General features: G+C 41.3%; 22 protein-coding genes. 20 read left to right on the forward strand and 2 right to left on the reverse strand.

Annotated features, from left to right (window positions below; all coding sequences use genetic code 11):
- The first annotated feature begins 122 nt into the window (after positions 1-122).
- The 3 genes from EHO59_RS06125 (at position 123) to EHO59_RS06135 (ending at position 3,692) form a co-directional block, all read left to right on the forward strand.
- Complete coding sequence (locus tag EHO59_RS06125; RefSeq protein ID WP_135585758.1) at positions 123-461, forward strand: DUF1292 domain-containing protein; 339 nt, start codon at positions 123-125, stop codon at positions 459-461.
- Between the two features lie 97 nt (positions 462-558).
- A complete protein-coding gene (locus tag EHO59_RS06130) occupies positions 559-2,040 on the forward strand; it encodes a potassium/proton antiporter (RefSeq protein ID WP_425460217.1) in 1,482 nt (493 codons plus the stop codon).
- 122 nt (positions 2,041-2,162) lie between these two features.
- Positions 2,163-3,692, forward strand: a complete 1,530-nt coding sequence (locus EHO59_RS06135) for an MATE family efflux transporter (protein WP_246052670.1) — start codon at positions 2,163-2,165, stop codon at positions 3,690-3,692.
- Positions 3,693-3,874: 182 nt separating this feature from the next.
- Here EHO59_RS06135 and EHO59_RS06140 read toward each other — a convergent pair whose 3' ends face one another.
- Positions 3,875-4,606 (reverse strand): motility protein A, encoded by a 732-nt coding sequence (locus tag EHO59_RS06140; RefSeq protein WP_135585764.1) that lies wholly within the window; start codon positions 4,604-4,606, stop codon positions 3,875-3,877.
- 389 nt (positions 4,607-4,995) lie between these two features.
- Here EHO59_RS06140 and EHO59_RS06145 point away from each other — a divergent pair, with 389 nt between their 5' ends.
- From EHO59_RS06145 to EHO59_RS06190, 10 genes are all read left to right on the forward strand, one after another.
- On the forward strand, positions 4,996-6,540 hold the full coding sequence (locus tag EHO59_RS06145) for a cellulose synthase family protein (RefSeq protein ID WP_135585766.1): 1,545 nt from the start codon (positions 4,996-4,998) through the stop codon (positions 6,538-6,540).
- Positions 6,541-6,623: 83 nt separating this feature from the next.
- The gene (locus EHO59_RS06150) at positions 6,624-6,905 is read left to right on the forward strand and encodes a hypothetical protein (RefSeq protein ID WP_010414765.1); all 282 of its coding nucleotides are present in this window, start codon (positions 6,624-6,626) and stop codon (positions 6,903-6,905) included.
- A gap of 8 nt (positions 6,906-6,913) precedes the next feature.
- The gene (locus EHO59_RS06155; protein ID WP_135585769.1) at positions 6,914-8,065 is read left to right on the forward strand and encodes an oxidoreductase; all 1,152 of its coding nucleotides are present in this window, start codon (positions 6,914-6,916) and stop codon (positions 8,063-8,065) included.
- Positions 8,055-8,963: a hypothetical protein gene (locus EHO59_RS06160; RefSeq protein WP_135585771.1), complete on the forward strand. Its 909-nt coding sequence runs from the start codon at positions 8,055-8,057 to the stop codon at positions 8,961-8,963. Before EHO59_RS06155 ends, EHO59_RS06160 begins: the two co-directional genes overlap by 11 nt.
- On the forward strand, positions 8,938-9,393 hold the full coding sequence (locus EHO59_RS06165) for a PTS sugar transporter subunit IIA (protein WP_135585773.1): 456 nt from the start codon (positions 8,938-8,940) through the stop codon (positions 9,391-9,393). The genes EHO59_RS06160 and EHO59_RS06165 overlap by 26 nt, the downstream gene beginning before the upstream one ends.
- Before the next feature lie 10 nt (positions 9,394-9,403).
- Positions 9,404-10,306: an ABC transporter permease subunit gene (locus EHO59_RS06170; RefSeq protein WP_135585774.1), complete on the forward strand. Its 903-nt coding sequence runs from the start codon at positions 9,404-9,406 to the stop codon at positions 10,304-10,306.
- A complete protein-coding gene (locus EHO59_RS06175) occupies positions 10,303-11,073 on the forward strand; it encodes an ABC transporter permease subunit (RefSeq protein ID WP_135585776.1) in 771 nt (256 codons plus the stop codon). The genes EHO59_RS06170 and EHO59_RS06175 overlap by 4 nt, the downstream gene beginning before the upstream one ends.
- Complete coding sequence (locus EHO59_RS06180) at positions 11,070-12,695, forward strand: PEGA domain-containing protein (RefSeq protein ID WP_135585778.1); 1,626 nt, start codon at positions 11,070-11,072, stop codon at positions 12,693-12,695. Before EHO59_RS06175 ends, EHO59_RS06180 begins: the two co-directional genes overlap by 4 nt.
- A gap of 181 nt (positions 12,696-12,876) precedes the next feature.
- A complete protein-coding gene (locus EHO59_RS06185; protein WP_135585780.1) occupies positions 12,877-13,458 on the forward strand; it encodes a DUF4136 domain-containing protein in 582 nt (193 codons plus the stop codon).
- Positions 13,443-14,039, forward strand: a complete 597-nt coding sequence (locus tag EHO59_RS06190) for a hypothetical protein (RefSeq protein WP_135585782.1) — start codon at positions 13,443-13,445, stop codon at positions 14,037-14,039. Before EHO59_RS06185 ends, EHO59_RS06190 begins: the two co-directional genes overlap by 16 nt.
- 95 nt (positions 14,040-14,134) lie before the next feature.
- Here the strand turns inward: EHO59_RS06190 and EHO59_RS06195 are convergent, their stop codons facing one another.
- Positions 14,135-14,722, reverse strand: a complete 588-nt coding sequence (locus EHO59_RS06195; protein ID WP_135585784.1) for a YdeI/OmpD-associated family protein — start codon at positions 14,720-14,722, stop codon at positions 14,135-14,137.
- A gap of 209 nt (positions 14,723-14,931) precedes the next feature.
- Here EHO59_RS06195 and EHO59_RS06200 point away from each other — a divergent pair, with 209 nt between their 5' ends.
- From EHO59_RS06200 to EHO59_RS06230, 7 genes are all read left to right on the forward strand, one after another.
- On the forward strand, positions 14,932-15,786 hold the full coding sequence (locus EHO59_RS06200) for an Lp29 family lipoprotein (protein ID WP_135585786.1): 855 nt from the start codon (positions 14,932-14,934) through the stop codon (positions 15,784-15,786).
- A 2-nt stretch (positions 15,787-15,788) separates the two neighbouring features.
- Positions 15,789-16,799, forward strand: a complete 1,011-nt coding sequence (locus EHO59_RS06205; RefSeq protein WP_210413029.1) for a leucine-rich repeat domain-containing protein — start codon at positions 15,789-15,791, stop codon at positions 16,797-16,799.
- A gap of 620 nt (positions 16,800-17,419) precedes the next feature.
- A complete protein-coding gene (locus EHO59_RS06210; protein WP_135585790.1) occupies positions 17,420-18,109 on the forward strand; it encodes a tetratricopeptide repeat protein in 690 nt (229 codons plus the stop codon).
- A 214-nt stretch (positions 18,110-18,323) separates the two neighbouring features.
- Positions 18,324-19,058, forward strand: a complete 735-nt coding sequence (locus EHO59_RS06215) for a hypothetical protein (RefSeq protein WP_135585792.1) — start codon at positions 18,324-18,326, stop codon at positions 19,056-19,058.
- A gap of 90 nt (positions 19,059-19,148) precedes the next feature.
- Positions 19,149-19,631: a hypothetical protein gene (locus EHO59_RS06220; protein ID WP_135585794.1), complete on the forward strand. Its 483-nt coding sequence runs from the start codon at positions 19,149-19,151 to the stop codon at positions 19,629-19,631.
- A gap of 51 nt (positions 19,632-19,682) precedes the next feature.
- Positions 19,683-20,132 carry a hypothetical protein gene (locus tag EHO59_RS06225; RefSeq protein ID WP_135585796.1) on the forward strand — a complete coding sequence of 150 codons (450 nt, stop codon included), beginning with the start codon at positions 19,683-19,685 and terminating at the stop codon, positions 20,130-20,132.
- Positions 20,133-20,155: 23 nt separating this feature from the next.
- Positions 20,156-21,109, forward strand: coding sequence for an alpha/beta fold hydrolase (locus tag EHO59_RS06230; protein WP_135585798.1), 954 nt, complete (start codon positions 20,156-20,158; stop codon positions 21,107-21,109).
- The last annotated feature ends 3 nt before the right edge of the window (positions 21,110-21,112 follow it).

Here is a 21,112-nt window from a genome sequence, read left to right on the forward strand (position 1 = left end):
GGCAAGTTACTCCTATAAAAGTGAAATTTTTTTCTTTGTCCACCCTTTACGAGAACTTGATGAATTTTTAACGAAGTTTCCGAAAGACGATTCTGCCGATCTTTATCTTGGAGGAAACATCCTTGCTGGAATCCTACGATAAAGAATCCGAGTCTGTAGAACATGAGGAGCTTGGAGACGAGATCTTACATTTATTGGATGAGGATGGAAATCCATATTCGTTCGTTGTGGGAGAAGTTGTAGAGTTGGATGAGAACCAATACTTCTTACTTATTCCTTCTTCAGAAGAAGAGAAGGACCTAGTGAATTTGGATGTTGGTTTTTTAAAAGGGGAAGAAAGCTTCGGATACCTCGCAGTGAAAATGGAAGCGGATGAATTCGGAGAGGATCGCTTGGTAGAAGTTACTGATCCCAGAGAGTTGGAAGATCTTCTCTATGAATTGAATTCGGACGTAGTCTAGTTGCAAAAAAACGCTTTCTTCTTTTATAAAATTGTATAACGAATTCTAAAAAAGAATTCGCATAATTTTCGGTACGTCAGAATCTATCGTAGTGGAGCTGCATTCTCTTAATTTCGAGTTTCAGATCTTAGCGCTGTCGAGTTTGATCATCCTCAGCATCGGCCTCTTGCGTGTTTCCACAAAATTTGGTATTCCTTCTCTACTTATCTTTCTCACCATCGGGATGCTTGCAGGTTCCGATGGTATCTTAAAAATCTGGTTCAATGATGCAGACCTAACAAGAAAAGTTGGTTCGGTCGCTTTGGCATTTATCCTCTTCTCCGGTGGTCTCGAAACGGATTGGGAAAAGGTTAAACCAGTACTCTGGAAAGGAATCTCACTCGGAACCTTAGGAGTACTTCTCACCTGTTTCATTGTAGCACTCTTTGCGATCTATGTTCTAGGCTTCGATCCTATTATTGGATTTCTTTTAGGCGCGGTAGTATCTTCTACAGATGCAGCGGCAGTATTCAATGTACTTCGTACTAGCAATACTGGAATGAGAAAAGGACTGACTTCTTTATTGGAGCTGGAGTCCGGAAGCAATGATCCTCTTGCGGTATTATTGACTACTTCCGTTTTAGGTTTCGTAGGAACAAAGGCTCCTTCTTGGGAAGTTCTTGCATGGACAGTCGTGCAACAATTCAGTTTAGGGATCATACTCGGACTTCTTCTTGGGTATTGGATCTATCGTGGAATGAACCGGATCAAATTGGACTATGAGGGTTTGTATCCAGTACTTCTTTCGGCTTCCGTATTGTTTGTGTATGCATCCACCGACTTGATCGGAGGAAACCCGTTCTTAGCCGTTTATATCGCAGGGATTATTATAGGAAATCGGTCTTTCGTACATAAACGAAGTAACGTTAGATTCATGGACGGGATCGCTTGGCTGATGCAGATCGTGATGTTCCTTACCTTGGGACTTCTTGTGTTTCCGTCCAAGATCTCTTCTGTGGCGATCTTAGGAATTGCATTTTCTGTTTTTCTAATAGTTGTCGCAAGGCCTGCCGCAGTCTTTCTTGCTCTGATCGGATTCAAAGTGGATTGGAGAGAAAAACTTTTGATCTCTTGGGTGGGATTGAGAGGAGCCGCTCCGATTATCTTGGCGACCTTTCCGTTTGCAAAGCAACTGCCTGAATCCGAAATGATCTTCCACTTGGTATTCTTTACCGTACTTACCTCTTTATTATTGCAAGGGACCACGATCCCATTTGCGGTCCAACTTCTCGGACTGCAGGCAGCGTTAGAGCAAAGAGCTTCTTATCCGTTCGAGTTTGAGAACAAAGAACAGAGCGATACCCAACTCCTAGAATATATTGTCCCGTACGGATCAGCATCTGTTGGTAAGTTCGTATATGAATTGGATTTTCCTGAAAGCTCTTTGATCACTCTTATCTATAGAGGCGATTCTCACCTGGTTCCTACAGGTAAGACCAAGATGGAAGATGGGGATGTACTTCTTGTCCTAACTCCTGACGGAGCCGAAAAAAAGATCAGAGAGATACTTTCTCGAATGGGAGAAAGAAGGGAGGCTTAACCGCTTTCATGTCCTAGTAAATGTTTGGTTTCGATTGGAAGAAGGGCCTAACCCAAAGATCTTTTCTTGAGCCGCTTGCTGTTTTTATAATATTTAGTTATTTATCCTTTCATAATGCCTGGTTGAGTGACGACTCCTTTATCAGCTTTCGCGTTCTGGATCATTTTGTAAATGGATTCGGACTTCGCTGGAATATTGCAGAGAGAGTCCAGGCGTTTACGAATCCTCTCTTGATTCTAATTCTTTCTCCTTTTTATTATTCCTATCAAAACATAGTTCTTTGGTCTTTTTTAAGCTCTTTCTGTTTCGGTTTGTCCGCGCTCTATTTTTTAAGAAAGATGGCAATTTCTTCTGCGGCGTTTTGGATCGGGATCGGATTTTTATTTTCTTCTAAGTCGTTTGTGGATTATTCCTATTCAGGATTAGAGAATTCTCTGAACTATTTGATCGAAGCGATATTCTTTTATCAGTATTTTAAGAAGAAGGAAAATACGAGTGAGTCCAGGCTTCCGTCTTTGGTCTTGCTGGCGAGTCTGGGACTAGTCTCACGGATCGATTTCGTACTGATCTTTATTCTTCCCCTCTGCATTGCCCTTGTCCAAGAATGGAAACAGAAGAAATTAGATCGGGTCCTATTGATCCGACTGCTTGTTTGCACATCTCCTGCGATCTTATGGTTTCTCTTCTCCGCAGTATATTACGGATCCTTGTTGCCTAATACCTATTATTCTAAAACGAATGTGGAAGATACTCTTGCTCATACATTGCGTCAGGGATTTCTGTATTACTTCTTTGAATCGAAATGGGATTCTATAGTCTTTCTCTTCTTGCCGACCGTGCTATTGATCCGCTCTATTTTAAAGAAGAAGGTGACTCCTCTCTGGGCGGCTCTTGCATTTTCGATTCCCTATCTGGTTTATATAGTGTTTGTGGGCGGGGACTTCATGGCGGGAAGGTTCTTTACCTATGTGATCCTTCTATTCGGTATCGCCTTTGTTCGGATGGAAAATCTTGGGAAAAGAGAGATCTATCTCCTTTCTTCTGTTTTAATTATCTATAATATAGCACTTTCTTCCACTCCGATCCATACGATCAAACAACAGGCAAAATTGAATCCTTGGCTTTTGGGAAGGGAAGAAATCGCAGATGAGAAACTTTGGTACTATCCTGCCACAGGTCTAAGTTGGTACAAAAAGAATGATTCTCTTCTTTCTAATTTGGCGGAGAAGAAGCCTTTCTTTCCTCCTTCGCCAGAAAAAGTATTTATCAAATACAATACTGGAGTGATCGGCTTCTTTCTTCCGACCCAATACATCATCGATATAGTGGCGCTCGGGGATCCGCTACTCGCTCGTATCAAAGGAAAGGGGAGAGTGGGTCATAAGATCCGTCATCTTCCTCTGGGATATTTTGAAAGTGTAGGCGCGAATGAGAATGAGATCTTCGATCCGAATCTGAAAGAATATTATGATTCTATTATTCTTCTTACGAGAGGCAACCTATTTGACCCGAGACGACTGGGTGCATTCTGGGAGTTTCAATTCGGTTCTAAGAGAAAGTATGTAGAGCCTTATGCGGTCGATCAGGAAAGAGAAAAGAAAATGTGGGCCGATGAAAATAGAAAGAAGGATCAGGGGATTAACGAGATCTAGAAGATTCGAGAAATGTAGGAACTAATCGTATTTTTCGAGTCGCGGCCCCCACCCGAGTTGGGTGGAGGAGGTGGGCTTGTGGGAGAAGCCGTGTTCCCTATATCATAAAAATCGCATTCTAACAAGTAAAATTATTCGAGAACCTTCTTCGTAGGAACTCTTCCTAGATTAAGTAGGAACTTTTAAAGAAAAGGTGCCATTCTCTCCACAAGGATCCTTCTATTATCTCCAGTTTGCAAGGAGATGATCCCTCGGATGATTGCTTGTCTTCTTCGATTGCGAGCGAATGCCCAGGTGCGCAGTCTGTTTGCCAGAGGAAAGTAAGCTAAGTTTGCGAATGCGATCCCGTAAAAGGTTGCGATGAATGCCGTAGCAATCCCTTCTCCCAGGGCTCTCGTTCCTGCATTCAGATTTTCCAAAACACTTACGAGTCCCATCACTGTTCCGATGATACCTATCGTTGGAGAGAATCCTCCCGCGGTTTCTAGGATTTTTGCGGAGCGGATCTCTTTTTCTTCCATTCCTTCTGCGGCTTCGAATAGGATTTCTTCTACCGCTCTTGGATCCGTTCCGTCCACGATGAGTTGGATCCCTTTTCGTAAAAAGGAATCGGGTACTCCTGTGAGTTGGTCTTCGAGGGATAAGAGTCCGTTCTTGCGAGCTTTCTCTGCGAAATCTAAGAATAGATCGGAGAGAGAGAATTCTCTTTTAGGAAATAATGATTCTCTTAAGTGAAGGATGAGTCCTGCAAATTCTTCGGGTGTATAACTTGCGTAGGTTGCGCCTGCTGTTCCACCTAAGATCAGAATGAGTGCGGAGAATTTGACGAAAGAGAGAAAATGCGCTTCTTCTAATAAGATGGCGAGCAATACGGAAGCAAAGGCTGCAATGATACCGATGATAGCGGAACGCATTGGTGCAACATTAGGTAAATTATGTCTTAAGGACAAGTCTTAATCGCGATCGGGTCCGGGGTTCGAAGCGGGTAGATTTCCCGGAGAGGGGGTAGCGTAAGACGCGAATGCGGCTGAAGCGAGGGGGAAACCTCCCCCAGAAAAAAATAGAGGACGGTCCGTCCCATCCCCTTGTAAGAAAGTGAAAATTCGCAGTGGAAGTACTCTAGCCAGGGAGGCTTGGAGTCCATCCGGTTTAGAATATCGGATTTCAATATTGGGACCTTAGGGAAGGCTCCGATTTTTTTCCGTTTGAGTCCCGATTAATTTCGGGGAGGAAGGGGGAGCCCAGGAATGATGCGCTGCAAAATCCATTGACTTTTTGACCCCTCCTGAAATTTTTGTCCCAAATGCTCACAGTCGTCACGTTTCTCTTTTTGGCAATCTACGCCCTGGATATCCTGGGATTATTCTTTTTTGGGATTCATACGTATATCATGGTGTATTTGTATAAGAAGTACAACGCCAATTGCGACACTGATCCGAGCAGAAATCTTTCCTTAGATGACCCGAACCTTCCGGTCGTTACCGTTCAGCTTCCTATTTTTAATGAATTCTACGTTGTGGATCGTTTGATCGACTCTACAATCGCTCTCAAGTATCCTAAAGATAAACTCGAGATCCAAGTTCTGGACGATTCTACTGACGAAACCATCCAGAAAGCGGCTTCCTTGGTCGCAAAATACAAGGCGCAAGGCTTCGATATCCATCACTTACACAGAACGAATCGTGTAGGTCACAAAGCAGGTGCTTTGGACGAAGGAATGGCTGTTTCTAAAGGCGAATTCATCGCTATTTTCGATGCGGACTTCGTTCCTGATCCTGACTTTCTTCTCAAGACCATGGCTTATTTCGATGATGCTCAGATCGGAATGGTTCAGGCTCGTTGGGGTCATATTAACGCAAATTATAATATTCTTACAAAGGCTCAGAGCTTCGGTATCGACGGTCACTTCATGATCGAGCAGGTGGCGAGAAATGGAGCCAAACTTTGGATGAATTTCAACGGTACTGCAGGTACTTGGAGAAAGAAAACCATCCAAGACGCAGGCGGTTGGGAGCACGATACTCTTACTGAGGACTTCGATCTTTCTTACAGAGCCGAGCTAAGAGGCTGGAAATTCCGTTACTTCAAAGACGTGGTTTGCCCTGCTGAGATCCCTGCGATGATGTCCGCTTATAAGTCCCAACAGTTCCGTTGGTGCAAGGGCTCCATCCAAACTGCAGTGAAACTTCTTCCACGTATTTGGAAGGCAGATCTTCCTTGGAAAACCAAGGCAGAGGCTGTGACTCACCTGATCAATTATTCTGTTCACCCTTTGATGATCGTGAACATTCTATTCAGCGCTCCTCTTCTTCTTATGGAGTACTGGTCTGGATTCAGTTTCTATGATCTTCCTTTGGAAGTTCTCTCTGGAACCGCAGCGGTTCTTTCGATAGGATCTGTCGGACCTCTCTTCTTCTATGCGTATTCTCAAAAGACATTATACAAGGATTGGAAAAAGAGATTAGTTTATCTTCCTATTCTGATCATGATCGGGACCGGGATTGCGATCGTAAACACCAGAGCTTGGTTAGAAGCAGTTCTTGGGATCCAATCTTCTTTCAAGAGAACTCCTAAACTCAGAATTGAGAAGGATTCGGATTCCCTGAAAGAAAGGTTGAAATATACCGTTCCATTGGATTTCCACGTAGTGTTGGAATTCCTACTCGGTTGTTATTGTGTGTTCTCCGTTGCGCTCTCCTTCTTAGTGGGACGTCCTTATATCGTAGGCTTCCTGCTGATTTACGGAATCGGCTTCTTCTTCGTTTCCTTCAAATCTTTCCAAGAGGCTTCTTGGAAATACAAGGAATCAAGAAACGCGGCTCAAGAAGAGATCCCTCAGGAAGCCTGACAGGCTTCCAAATGGCGAGAAACGGGTTGACTCCCTGCGTTCTCGCCTAAATCTGTCAAATACCCCAGGAAACAGGATAACCGATGAGCGAGAAAGTCTATTGCGCCAACTGCCTGCATTGCGTAACCGTTAGGCAGTATGAATCCGAGGCGGACAAATACATCCTCCGGGTCAAATGTACCAAGAAAAAATGGTCCAAACGTTCCGGCGAAGAGAAGTTATATAAATACTTCACCGTGGCTCGCCGTATGCAAACTGATTGCGAATTCTACGAGCCGATGGGAGAAATTCTTCCTTATATCAAAAATCTGAAGAAAGAACTTCCTATCAAAGACGAAATCTACATGGTTAAGTCGCCTAACTAAAAAGGGCATTGTTCGCAAAACCGTTCCTCCTCCAACCCAGGACCGTAAAAGAGACGGGAAATCGCAAAACGGTCCTGGACGAACCCTACACTCTTTTCCCGGACCGCGACGCCTTATTACTCAAGGATTTTCCGGTTCGGGTGAAAGTAGGGGATCCTCTCTATAAACAAAATTCCGGCATAGTACTCTCTCCTGTAAACGGGATCGCATCCTTAGAACATAGCGAAGAAGGGTCCAAGATCCGTATCGTGCAGGACGGAAATTTCGTGGGCTCCAAGCCTTGGGTTTTTAGAACATTACAAAAAGATGAAGTTCTGGAGACCATGGATAGGTTGGGTCTGGTGAGTTTGGATTTTCCGGAACATTCTCTTTCTTCTTATTTCAGATCCAAGACAAAGACCAAACTAATCCTTCTTTCTCCTTTTACGAAAACTCAGGATGTGGATTTCCTTCCTGAATTGAAAAAGAATTCGGATTGTCATTCTTCCTTTTTAGAAGTATTGAAGGCAATGTTTCCCGAAGCGAAGATCAAAGATTATATCTTCGGCATGAAACCACCAATTAAGACGTACTCTTATCCTTGGGGAATTCCTGAATACTTCGCGAATCAAACGGAGAAGCTTTCCTTTTCTAGGATCGGAGACGTACTATATATCGGTCCAGAAACATTATATAATCTTTATAGAGCATTATTTGCGGATTTCCCTTTTATTGAAAGAGAGATCAGTCTCTATTTCTTAGGGAAAAACGGAGGATTGCGTAAGTCGGAGTCTACTCTCCGAATCCGCAACGGACAGAGTCTGAAATTCTTATTCGAAGATTTGGGCTCTCAGTATTCTAGTTTTACTGTGAATTCTTTTTATGAGAAGCATCCGGTCCGGGATGTTCAGAAGGGGTTTTACTGGGATATTCGACAGCATTATTCTTTGATCTTTCTCACTCGATATGATTCGCAAAGAAAGGAATTTCCTTGTGTAGAATGCGGGGAATGTTCCTTAAACTGTCCTACCAAGGCAAATCCAATGGCTCTCGTTTCGAGTTTCGGGAATTTCCAAGCTGGGCTTTGTATGGAATGCGGGATTTGCACCTTTCTTTGCCCATCCAGCATCTCTCTTCGGGATCAGATCCGAAATTGGAAGGAGGCGAACCATGGCTTTTAGTTATGTGCTTTCTACCCAAAACGGGTTCTTTCGACGCAAGGATCTCTTATTTCCGGACATTCTATTCACGTTGATCTCGGGCTTTTTGCTCGTGATCGGCTCGGGAGGCTCTTATTATCTTCTGGCTCCCGTTCTTGCAGGGATCTCTTTCGGACTTCTCGCATATTTTCTATTAGCAGGCGGGAAGTCTTACATTCTGTACTGGCTGAATCATGCGCTTGCATTTTCTCTTCTTCTTCCCAGAGATTCTAGATATTTATTACATGCGATCCTTGCCCAAGGGATCGGGCTGGGAGTTTGGTGGATCTGGGAAAATCGGATCAAAGTCAGATTCCCTCTTTCTATTTTGCAATTTTTGATTTTCTTAATATTATATTTTCTGCCTGGAATCGACGGTTGGATCTCCTACCCAGGCTTCGGATTCAGAGGAAATTCTTATCCGGATCTGTACACTGCTGGATTTTCCGCATCGGAACTTCTTCCTGCATTTAGATTCTCCGCTTTAGAAGCGAGCGGAGGCTTCGGGATCTTATTTCTTCTTCCTTTATTATTAAAACGCAATTTGGCGATCTTCTTGCCTTTGGTTTTCGGACTTCTTCTTTCCTTCTGGCTTTATTCTGCGGGAATTCCTGGATGGGAAACTGTTTCCGGACCGGTCTGGTCGGGAAGTTTTGCGTTCTTACTTCTTCTAAATTTACCGGGAAGAAATACAGGCACACTTTTGCCTCTTTCTTTTTTGGCGTTGGCTCCGATTGGGCTCGGGATTTTTTTTACTCCCACCTCTTATGTTCCTACATTCCTGTGGGTATCTTCGTTTTTTTTCATTGAATCCCTCCTGATTCGTATTTTCCTAGGAGATAGGATAGAGAGGCATGAACCAGCTCCTCGCTTTACTTAAGCCCGAGACTGTAATTTTTGAAATAGAAGGTTCCTCGAAGGAAGAAGTGATCAATCAACTTCTCCAAAAGGCCGTCGACTCCGGACTCATCTCCGGGGAGGACAGAGAACCTGTGTATGAATCTTTGATGGCGAGAGAGAAGTCCATGTCGACCGGGATCGGAAGCGGTGTCGCTATCCCCCATTGTTCGGTCAACCTGGTGGACGAACTCAAATGCGTGATGGGGCTCTCGCGAAAGGGCATCGACTTTGACGCAATCGACCATCTCCCCGTTCATATCTTCATTCTTCTAATCGTTCCCAAATCCAAATTCCAAGAACATATCAAGACCCTGGCCCAGATCGCTAAGACTCTGAACGTAAAAGAGGACAGGGAGAAATTGATCCTCTCTCAAAATTTCGAAGATATCCGGAAAGCTTTCTCGGCTTGAGGAAGAGATTTTGTTGGAAGAAGCCAAGCGATTCTTGATCTTTGCGGTATTTCTTTCCGCAGTCGCAGTCTTCTTTTCCCAACTTCGCTCTGTGAATAAGGAATTTTTGCAAGCCGACTCAGGGATCCGACAAGAGGATTCCGCGGAGCTTTCGCAGCGCGAAGGTTTCGCAACTCAGTATCTTCTTTTTTGGAAAGGTTTGATTACCTTCGATTTGGGGAAGACTGAGTCAGGTGATTCTGTGCTTTCTCACTTGCTCTCCCGTTTTTGGCCGACTCTGCATTTGGCGGGTTTTGCGATCTTTGTGGGAACTTTCTTCTCTGTGAGTCTCGCCCTTCTTTCTCAGACTAAAACTTTTGCGTTCTTAGGCGGTTTGTTTAGTCTGACGAGCCAGTTGATTTTATCTACTCCCATCTTTGTGGTGGCTGTCTTTCTTCTGATCTTATTCTTCTTGGTTTTGGGATGGTTGCCTCCGGGAGGATATGAGCCAGGGGAAACCGCTTATGTGATCCTGCCAGGGATTGCTTTAGGGTCCAGAGTGTTCGCAAGAATCTTTTTATTCGCATATAAGCTTGCGGATACGGAAGAAAAGTCCGCCTACGTAAACGTTTTAAAGGCGAGAGGATATTCGGAAAATCGAATATTATTCAAGCATATATTGATTAAGATCTCTCCTGTGCTTTTGATCTTGGTTCTCTTGGATCTGAGTTCTCTTCTTTCAGGTGCGATCGTTGTAGAAGAGATCTTTTTCTTTCCAGGAATTGGCAAGTCCATGTATCACGCGATTCGCACCATGGACTCTGGTTTGCTTGCCGCATTGCTTTTTTATAGCGGGACTGTTTTCTATATTCTGACTAGGGTCTCCGAACGAGTTCGGGATAGACTTTTGGGTTGGGAAACGGGGGCAGCTTGAGTATAACCGATTATTTGCGTTGGGCCGCGATTTCCACCTATCTCTTGTTAGTTGTTTTGGGAATTTTTATAACCCAAGCTCCTACCTTTGTGAATCTAGATGATTCCTTTCTTTCTCCTTCTTTGAGTTTTCCCTTTGGAAAAGATAGATTAGGAAGAGATGTGTTTTCTATGTTTGCTTATGGAAGTTTGGCTACTTTCTTATTCGCATTTCCTGCAAGAATACTGACTCTCGCTATATCATCTCTCATCGCATTTTTTGCATATTCCAGTCCATTTGCAAAGAGGAATGTTCTAACTCCATTGTCTTCTGTGTTTGTTTCTCTTCCTTCCTTGCTTTTGGCCTTACTAGTAGTGCAGGTATTCGGTTCAGGACCAATTCCATTGTTCATTGCTATTCTGCTCGGAGACTGGGCACAGGCCTACGAAACGGTACGAGCGAAAATAGAAGAGGTGAGTAGTAGTGGGTATGCGTTAGTCGCTTCTTGCTTCGGCGCGAGCAAGGGCTATGTATTTAGGGAACATCTTCTTCCTCAGACTTTTCAAATTCTGAGAGTCTTGCTGACCACCGGATTGCCTTCTGTGGTGATGACTTTAGCTATCTTCGGATTCTTGGGGATTTCTGTCGGAGGAGAGACCTTCGGACCTGGCTTGGGAGAACAGATTGCCTTTTCTAAGGATTATGCACAGACTGCTCCTTGGTCCTTAGTGTTTCCAACTCTAGGAATACTAGGACTTGTAATCACAGTAGGAGGAAAGAGATCTTGAGATTCAGGTTCCCAAAAAAGATCTCCGCATTCGCGGTCTTACTTTCCTTGCTGCCATTGGCGATCGTCGGGCCGATTTACGGTATTGATGAGTATTATCGCTTTCAGGAACTTTCTTCTCCTGAAAGAATTCAATTCGAGAAGGAAAGAAAGTTATGCATCTTTCCTCTTCGTAATTTATCCGGAGATAAGAATATAGATTTTTATTCTGCAGGATACGCTTCCGTTGTTTATTCAGGCTTAAAGTCGCTCGTTCAGATCTATGATGAATCCTTAATTCCTAAAAGCATACAGTACGCGTATGGGGCGCAAGGAGAGAGTACAAGGATTCGAGAAGGAGAATGGGACGCAAAGAAACTGGAGAAGTTGAGAAGGGGAGAATATAATCTAACCACTTCTCGAGATCCTAGATATCTCTCTTTGAAAGTACAGCCGTACGAAGGAGAGGTTGCTCCTGACGAAGGATTCATTATACCTGTCTCACGTAAGTTCGATTGCTTTTATGCAATCTATGGAGAATTCGAGAAGAAGGGAAAGGATGAGATCCAGATCCGCATCCGGCTTAGATCCTCCAAAGACGGGTCCAAAAAGGAATTCTCACATAAAACAAGCGTTAGACGTTCTTATCAAGAATTAGGGACAATTATAGAGGAAATTCGAAGGATCCTTTTGGGCAAAACGACCCAAACCTTTAGTGTTAAGACGAGCCAGCATTATGATAGCTTGGTCTTTCTGGATGGGAATTATATAGGTAAGACTCCGCTCAGAAGAACGGATATTTTGGCCGGGGTCCACGACGTAAGAGTGACTAAAAACGGATTCGAAGATTGGATCGGACAAGTGGATCTGAGAGACGGACCTAAAGAGTTAAATATTCCATTAGAAAAAGATAAAAAAGAAGGATTCGTCACGATTACTTCTGAGCCTTCTGGGGCAAAAGTATATCTCGGTTCCGAATATCTGGGAACGACACCACTGGCGAAGATTCCTGTCAAAACTGGCTGGAATCGGATTCGATTAACCATGGAGGACCATGTAGATAAATTTAAGGGAGTAGAAGTAAAGAAGGGCGAGACTGCCGAGGTATTTGCAAAGTTGCGATTGGGCGACTCAGTAACCTATTATAAAAATAGAAAGTATTTGTTCTTGGATCATACCTACGATGATTTTGCGATCTATTCCCTTTACGGGACCTTGTTCTTTTACGCAGGTTATTATTATTTCAATTACCGCGCCGATCAAGCCTTCGAAAGTATACGTCCAACAGTCACGATCACAAATTTTGTAGCTTTGCAGAACTTGGCTCAGTCTTCTCCCAGCCAACAGACTTTTTTAATGTCCTATTTTTACCAAGAACATGTATATCAACATGCACGTAACCAGTTCAATAATTATCGTTCTCTAGGCGGAAACTTCGCAAGGCATACCGGGATCCAAGGCGGACTCATGTTGGATTGCATGGGTTTGATGCTCGCGTTAACCGTCACATTCTATGCTCTCGGCTTAGACTCAGAAACGGTAGAAGTGGGAACTGCGCCTGTCAAAACGGTCCCTTCTTATGTGAAAGTATATGATAATCAGTACGAGACTGAATCATTTGCTAAATTCAAGATGAGATTCTGAGCTTAACAATTTTCCTAAAACTCTCAACGTCGCAGTTAAATTAAAACTATTGTTCCTTTGCATAATGCGTATGGACTAAGTAGGAGCTCTCTTTTGGCTATTCCTTCTCACTAAGATTTGAAGGTGGTTGTCTATTTGCTTTTATGCTTTCTCGACAGGGTCTGAAAAAAATCATGGAAATATGACAAAGAAGATTCAATTGGCTATACTTTTGGTTTGGGTTCATGCAGCTTTTTTAAACTGCATAACGTCAGAAATTAGATGGACTACCGTAAATACAAATGCTCCCCTGAACGGGAAATTTCAAATCAATTACCAAGTCACAGATGCACAGCAAAGTCTTGCTGCGAAGATATTGTCGGTAAAGTTAAAGCAAATCGGATTTACGGAAACTAAAGGCAAGCCCGATTACTACTTCAATCTAACTTCACTTGTTTTCCCGAGAGGTAATATTAAGCATATTATGGCGAATGCAATCGGAAACAACATGGTAATGATGAACTCAAGTTCAAGCCCAAGATACACGAAATCATTGAATATAACAATAAATGATAAGAACAAAACGGTGCTCTGGACGGGAAGTGCTTTAGAAGAAGAGGCGCAGTGTGGGGAATTGAATGCGGTAATGCCGGAGATAATTACTGCACTCTTTGAAAATTATCCAAAAGACCAGATGAACAAAAATCGATTTTTCTATTTAGGCGATTCGGAAGTAGCGAAGATTAAAAAGGAATTCCCAGACGCGAGTTGGGGCTGCTATTGATCCTGAGTGGTTCTCGCATCGAAAGAAAACTAAATTATATTTATAAACAAAACCAAAGAGGAATGATGAAAAAACTCATGTTATTAGCGATCTCCTTGATTCCCTTAAATTGCTTTCTATATTTTGGAGTGATTAAGGCGACGAAGGACGATTACAGGAACGTTTCTATTTTAAGCTTAGATCTTTATACAAATACAGAACGCACAGAGAAAGGAGGAAAGACTTTGTTTTCCACTTTCTCAAAAACATTGAATGAAAATTCGCAAGAAGTGGCTAAATGCTATTTTTACTCTCAATTTACTGAACTTGATCAACCTTTGGTCGACTACATTTTCATTAAGACCGATGATAATAAGATTAAAGTAAAACTAACCAGCACTAAGATTCTTTCAAATCCAAATCCAAACGCTCATTGGGCAAATCAATCCGGAGAATTCATAGTTAGCAAAGAATTGCAGAAGGAAATCGAGAATTCGAAAACTTTTTCTATCAGATTTTATTCCGGAGATTTTCCGTATGACGCAAACTTTTCTCAGGGCGATCTAAATCTTATAAAAGAATTACTTAAAAGAAAGCCATAACTGAAAATTTTAGCTTTGAAGACACGTGCGTTTGTCTTTGAAGCTTTTTTTAGTACGTCTCGCTCGTTTAAGGGCCCGATGTACCTCCAAGAGAGCTAGTCGTTTAATCCCTTTCCTTTCATGATCATCGGAATAGCTTTCTCCACTCTCGATTCTCTTGTCTTAGATTGTTTGGGCGCCGAAAAATGTAGAATATAAGCTCTTTGTCTCCCCGGTGTAAGAGCATCGAACGCAGCCTTCAAATTAGGAACATCATCCAATTTACTAAGGAATTCTTCCGGCATTGCATATTCGGAAGTTTTCTTTAGTTTTACCTTCAGGCCAGCCTTTTCGACTTTTATGGCTTCTTGAACGTATGTCTTAATTGCGGCCTTTAACTTAGTGATCTCCTGCAAACTGGTAAAACGGATCTGGCGCGCAGATTGCACATTCTCTGTTTGTTGGATAAGGATTTTCTTCGGGTCTTTTAGTAGGGCACCTTTGAACAAGAGCAGTGCGCAGTATTCTTTAAAACCGTGGATCAAAACAATATTGTTTTTCTCTAATGTATAACAAGGTTGTCCCCATTTCAATTCTTCGGTTAACCCGCATTCGAGAAGAATCTCTCTTAACTTTTTAAATTCCTTCTCCCAGCTATCTGTCTTTGCTAGGAATATATCGACTTTGGGATTCTTTTTACTCATTGTTGATGCTCTATCAGATAGTTATTCAGAAAAAGTATTGGATCGTAGGTAGCTGATTTGGTCGAGGAAATTTTAATTTTCTTGCTGTGCCTCTATGGCATTAAAAAGGACTCGAAAGACCTTTTGAGATATTTAGAGGGAAATTATTTTCTCGAATCGAATACTTTAGCTAAGATTAGAGGTCATATTTCGTATAACTTGAAATACACATGATTCAGTTGAGAATATCTATTTTTCTTATCATTTTGCTAACTGATTGTTATTCCTATTTTGATGTAACGATGCCGAATGAGGTTAAGGATCCAAAATTTAAAGTAATAGAACAAATATCGGGTAAGAATATCGCTCTTATAGGATTCAATTCATATCAATATTATGAAGATTATTTCCAAATCGGTCAAGCTCCCAAGAATGCAAATATAATAAGCCGTTATAGTCGATCTTTCTTTGACAATAGTCGCAGATATCGCGTTGGCATTGCTGTAAAAGATCCCACTTTGATTGAGAAATTCGGAATCGGAAAGGGGATCGCTGACTTTCCGGTTAAGGGGCTTAGAGAGGATTCGCTAAATTTCTATCTTATGCAGAATTATTTAAGTATGGAGAGCGATTATCTTTTGAAAACTAAACAATCTTCTTTTTATGAAGTCGGTTATTTTTATGATCAGTATGGGAGATTTTATGATAGAGACATTGATTATTATGTAGTAATGAAAAATTATCCTGTCTTTCAGAGAAGTACTATCGGGGGATATTTTCTTCAGTTTGGATCCTATTTTATTGCATTCTTTACTTTAAATTATTCTCCTATCGTTGATCGACAATATTCCTACATCAGTTTTTCTATCTACGATAAATATTTAGTATTGATCGACGAGTACGAAGTCAAAAAAGAGTATTTTGTTTATCATACATTCTGGGATAAAGGCGATGCGCCTTGCCTGCTTAACTCATATCCAACATCAGCTTTCGCTCGAGAACAGCCAGCTTGCGTATGGGAAAGTAATCTTTCGGTGGGGAAAGACTTTGTGCTACGATCATTAATAGGGGAGATAGGAATATAAAGATGACCCAAAAAATAATTACCGACCCTGTCAATATCCCGATCGAGCATATAAACATGGAGCTCGCGGCCGGTCATCATGTAATCGTGCAATTTTCAGAGAAATACTATGATGCAAAAAAACTCAAAGTATTAAACGATCTGTGTGCGGCGAATAATCGTAGTTTCGGGGTGCGTTTCTTTGGTTTCCCAATGAGCTACTTTGATTGTTCAGCTTTGGATTCACTCCCTGATGTGAAATGCCTGTATTTAGATTCTATGCACGATGTTACAAATCTCGAAAAAATCTCGGACTTGAAGTATTTAGAGAAGCTGTCTCTTGGAATTTTCAATCTTACTGATACGGAGATTCTCGCTGCCGATAATCTCACGCAACTTGAAGAGCTGTTTCTTGGAGACACAAAAAGCAAGGCTCTTAATCTTCAGTATCTATCTCGCTTTTCGAACCTTCGGATTCTCATTAATTCTGGCCATTTAAAGAATATCGATGCCATTGCCTCTCTTAAACATCTATCCTTCCTTGGTTTATATTCAATTAGCAAAGTCTCTTTAGATTTTGTAAACCCACTGTCAAAGTTAGAGACTCTTCACCTGATCCTTGGAGGTAGGTCGAATATCAATGAAGTGATTAATGCTTCGATTGAACATTTGCATATTGTTCGCGTGCGAGGTTTCGATGATTTTAAGAACATCGCAAGGTTTCCACTTCTTCGTAGTCTTTTGATTGAGGACCAAATTCAGCTTCGTTCTATCGCTTTCGAAAAGGAAATGGCATCGTTGCAGGATGTTCGTTTCTCCAATTGCAAAAATCTTAAAACAATATTCAGGTTGCAGAATCTTTCGCATCTTTCTCGGCTTCTCATCTCTCGCACTCAGGTTGACTTTCAATCTTTGGCTTCGCAAAAGTTTCCCGATTCTCTTAAGCAGTTTACATTCCATTCAGGAAGATCCAAAGTAGATGCTGCAATTAAAGACCAATTGCAAGAGATGGGTTATTCAAGTATCTTTCAATAACTCCTTTGCTTCTTTCTAAACATTGTCAAGTTTTGGCGCAGTCCGTTGTTATAGAATCATGCAATTAGTTTTGCGAACCAATCGCGTCGTCCTTACATAAAATTTTATAGAAAAATCTTGAGTTCGATAGATAAACGGAGCTTAACTATCGCTAGGTACAAAATGAATCCAATTTCGAGAAAACAGATATTACTCTTCATGATTTGCACAATGATTTTCTTTGAAGCCTGTTTTCTGCCATGGTTTGCTGAGTCTCCTGGCAAAGGGGCGAAGGCAGAAAGAGGATATGCTGCATGCGCACCTATTATTGCTGCTTTGGAAAACTATCGAAAGAATACGGGAAAGTACCCAATCTCTCTGTCGCTCTTGCCCACAACACCGGAGATTGTTAATGCAGCCAAAAGCGATGTCAAATGCGATCATTATGAAGCCCAAAACAATTGGAAGAGTTATGAGTTAATGTTCAGATACACTGGCCCTGGTATAAATCATTGTACTTATTCTCCGACTAACGGCTGGAGCTGCGGAGGCTACTATTAACGTAGGCAACTGCATAAGGCTTCAGCGTCGGAACATCTCGGCCGTTAGGCGCGCTTTATTGTCTTGTTGGAGGTATTCGCTTGCCTAAGAATGATGATTGGTTTCGTGGTCCTGTTTGGGATGAGCAAACTCGCCTAGAATTTTTCCAGCGCTTAGCTCGCAGTAGAGGCTCCTTCCACAAGGCTCAATACGCACGCATCAAGGCTCATGGTCTCTTTGAATCTGGAGACCCGGAGCGAATTAATGAATCCCTCAAGCTATTGAAAACTGTGGAGGCCGAATGGCCAGAGCCTTCAGAAATGGCGATGTGCTATCTCCAAATGGCGCAGTGCCATGCAGCTCTTGGACAACAAGAGGCAGCGATAGAATCCTTTGAACAATGTATCTCCGCACAGAGATTCTATCCGAACCTTCAGACCCGTGTGCTGTTGGACTTTCCCGAATACATTGCCGTCAACCGCCTTGTAAATCTATATAGTCGCGCACTCGAGTTGCTTAGTGAATGGGAGAAGCAAGGCGCAGCTACAGTATTTCCTGCCGACAAATTCACTGCACTTGCCTCGCGAGCGATTTTTGCTAACGACACAAAAAATCTGGAGCAAGCCATCGATTTGGCAAACCAGGCTCTATCTGTTAGCGAAGTCCAGCATAGTGGATTCCGCTATCACAGTCGGCTGGGTCTTGTTGAAAGTGAAGATCCCCTATTGTCGGCGATTCAGCTTCTTGCAGCAGGTAAGGTATTACCAAGAACGGACCAACATGATAAATGACTAATGCTTCTTTCTAAACATTGTCAAGTTTAGGTGCAATCCGTTGTTATAGAATCATGCAATTAGTTTTGCGAACTTAATCGCACGGTCCTTGGATAAAATTTTATAGAAAAATATTGAGTTCCATATATAAACAGAGCTTCATTATCGGTTTCGACACAAATCTGTGTGTTCGCCTGTTAGAAAGCAATATATATGAAACAAGGGAAATTGGATGAAGTCACTCATTGATTTAGTCAATCAAATTAGAAGAAATAGATTCGTATGGAAATTATGCATTTCACTCGTAGTTCTTTTGCCTTTAGCCACACTTATGGTTATAGCAGAAAAATTGGGAATGGGTGTTTGGGTTTATAGAAGTACCTCCGCAATTTTTGCATTAGTATCAATTTATATTCTTTTCTCGTTCTATCGGGTATTGTATGATCTGACTTCGGTTAACCAATATAAAACTGATATATCCTTGTTCAGTTTCATTTGGCTGACTTTAAAATATCAAATCATCTTCGGATTAATCATTGTTTTGCTTTTTCTTCCTATATTATATTTATTTAATTATTCTGGTTTCGGTGTGGCGGAATCTGCAGAAAAAATTGGAGGGATATCTTCAGTTTATGATAGTCCAATTTTCATAATATTTCGACAAATTGCAGAATTTTTCTTCCTTATGGGGTTTGTTATTGTAGTTGGGTCGAGAGCATTGGATTCAATTTCTGCAAAATTGAAAATTCTATTCTTCAATAAATCAACCATTATAATTATGAGTATCGTAGTAGCTTTGAACATTTTGATTGAGCTCGGTAAACCGCTAATTTCTCCGAAACCTTCTGGTCCGCCATCTTTAGTCTATAACTTAATCTTAATGACTGTATACGTCGGTTATATACTTTCTATATTGGCTCTGATTCGTGAATGGCAGAAGCTTTATTTTCAATCTATTTCGAACTAAATCATTCAGGCCTTCGTATAGAGATCATTCAATTTCTATTGAAAGAAGAATCGTTTACAGTGTAATTAAATCTACAAGGACAAAGAACAAATGAAACTCAAAGATTATACTCTTCTAAGATCTATTTTAACTGCCGGCATGGCATTGTTCTGCTTAAGTTTACCTTTATGGGAGGAGCTGGATCAAACTGGGCTAATACTTTCCATTGTCATTGGGTTAGCTTTTGCGTTTTTTTCATATAGGATGTTTAAGAATCTCAAAAACATTAGAGAAGAAGAGCAGGCGTATGTTCCTCCTTTGGATGCAACGGTTGAAGAAAAAATTACATACTATAAGAAGATACTGTATTTGAGCGTCGTTATTTTTCCGTTACTTTCCATTATTATTATATTAGATCTAAATAGTCTTGAATCGGGGAGTGTGGAGTCTGTTCGGATTTGGGCCCCAGTTGCCTTTATGTATGAGCAATTTGGATATTGGGCTGCGATTCTGGCTGCTCCGATTTTAGGTATTCTTGTAATTTCCGGTTTGCTGAGAGTGATACGTTTGTTAAGATCTGAAAATAAAGTGTGATATTTGCATATCTTGCACCTTATAAATTTAGGAGTCGGAAAACTCAAAATTATGAGAAGAGTAATTCTCTTGTTATTAATTATTCATTACAGGTGCATAGATTTTGGCTTTGATACTGCCGACGTCATTAAAGCGAATGAAGCGTATTCGAGAATTATTAATAGCGTTCTATTTAGGAATTATGAATGTAGATCGCTTGGTAACAGTTATCAAGGTACAACCTCGCCAGATGGTGTTCCTGGGATTGCTATGTGTAACTCTGATACTTTTGATCGAAACAAAGGCAAATACGTTTGGAGAAAAGCGGTCGATTCATGTGTTAACCTGATAACCTTTGTTTCTTGCCCACCGAATGGAAGTAATTTTGACGCTTGGGTTGCCCTTGTTCTTTCAGGTTGTAACTTTCAAGAAGCATTTTTCTTGAATACGTATAAACCTTTACAGGGAAAGATTATTGGATTCCCAAATAGTTTATACGATTTTCAAGGAGATTGTTTATAGTTTCCAGACTATACTTTTACTTTATGCGTACACTGGCTTCTTGTATCGACTCTCTTGAAAAAATTCAACTTGGGGGCTGCGAGCAATGGATTTCGATTCGGTCAAGGCAGCCGGAAGGTCCGATTCTATTATTCTTGCATGGTGGTCCTGGCACGGCTCAAATTTTCTTTTCTAGAAAACCTCAGAGAGAGCTAGAACATCATTTTATTGTAGTCAACTGGGACCAAAGAGGCTCCGGTAAATCATATAATAAAAATATAAAGCAGTCTGAAATGACAATCGACACTTTTTTGCATGATACGCAAGAGTTGATCGAATATTTGACTAAGAGATTCAATAAAGAAAAGATCTTTCTAGTGGGACATTCTTGGGGCAGTATCCTGGGGATGAAACTGGCAGCATCAAGGCCGGATCTTATATTTGCTTATATTGGAATTGGCCAAATAGTGGATATGAAAAAGGGGGAGATTGTATCCTATAATTATACTCTTCAACAAGCAATCAAATCCAATAACAATAAGGCGATCCAAGAGCTGAAACGAATCGGGTTGCCTCCTTATCCTGATTTAAACTCTGCGGGAATTCAAAGGAAATGGTTATCTATATTTAAAGGAACAATGCGAAAGGGAAATATTTACAAAACGATCTTGGCGAACATGACCTTATCCGATGTAAGTATTTCTTATATTTTAAAATTTGTTAAAGGGATCATGTTTTCATTGCAAAGTTTAGACAATGAGCAAATGAATATTAATTTGATGCAGGAAGTTCCAAGGGTTACTGTACCGGTGTATTTCTGTGAAGGAAAATACGATTATACTGTTCCGTTTGAGCTAGCGGAAGAATATATAAAAGTATTGGAAGCTCCGCAAAAAAGGATCGTATGGTTCGACAATTCCGGTCACCTTCCGAATTTCGAGGAGCCGAAAAAGTTTAATGATTTTTGTATTTCATTATTAGGAAAAAATGAAGCTTAATCG

Source organism: Leptospira semungkisensis (assembly GCF_004770055.1).
Lineage (GTDB): Bacteria > Spirochaetota > Leptospiria > Leptospirales > Leptospiraceae > Leptospira_B > Leptospira_B semungkisensis.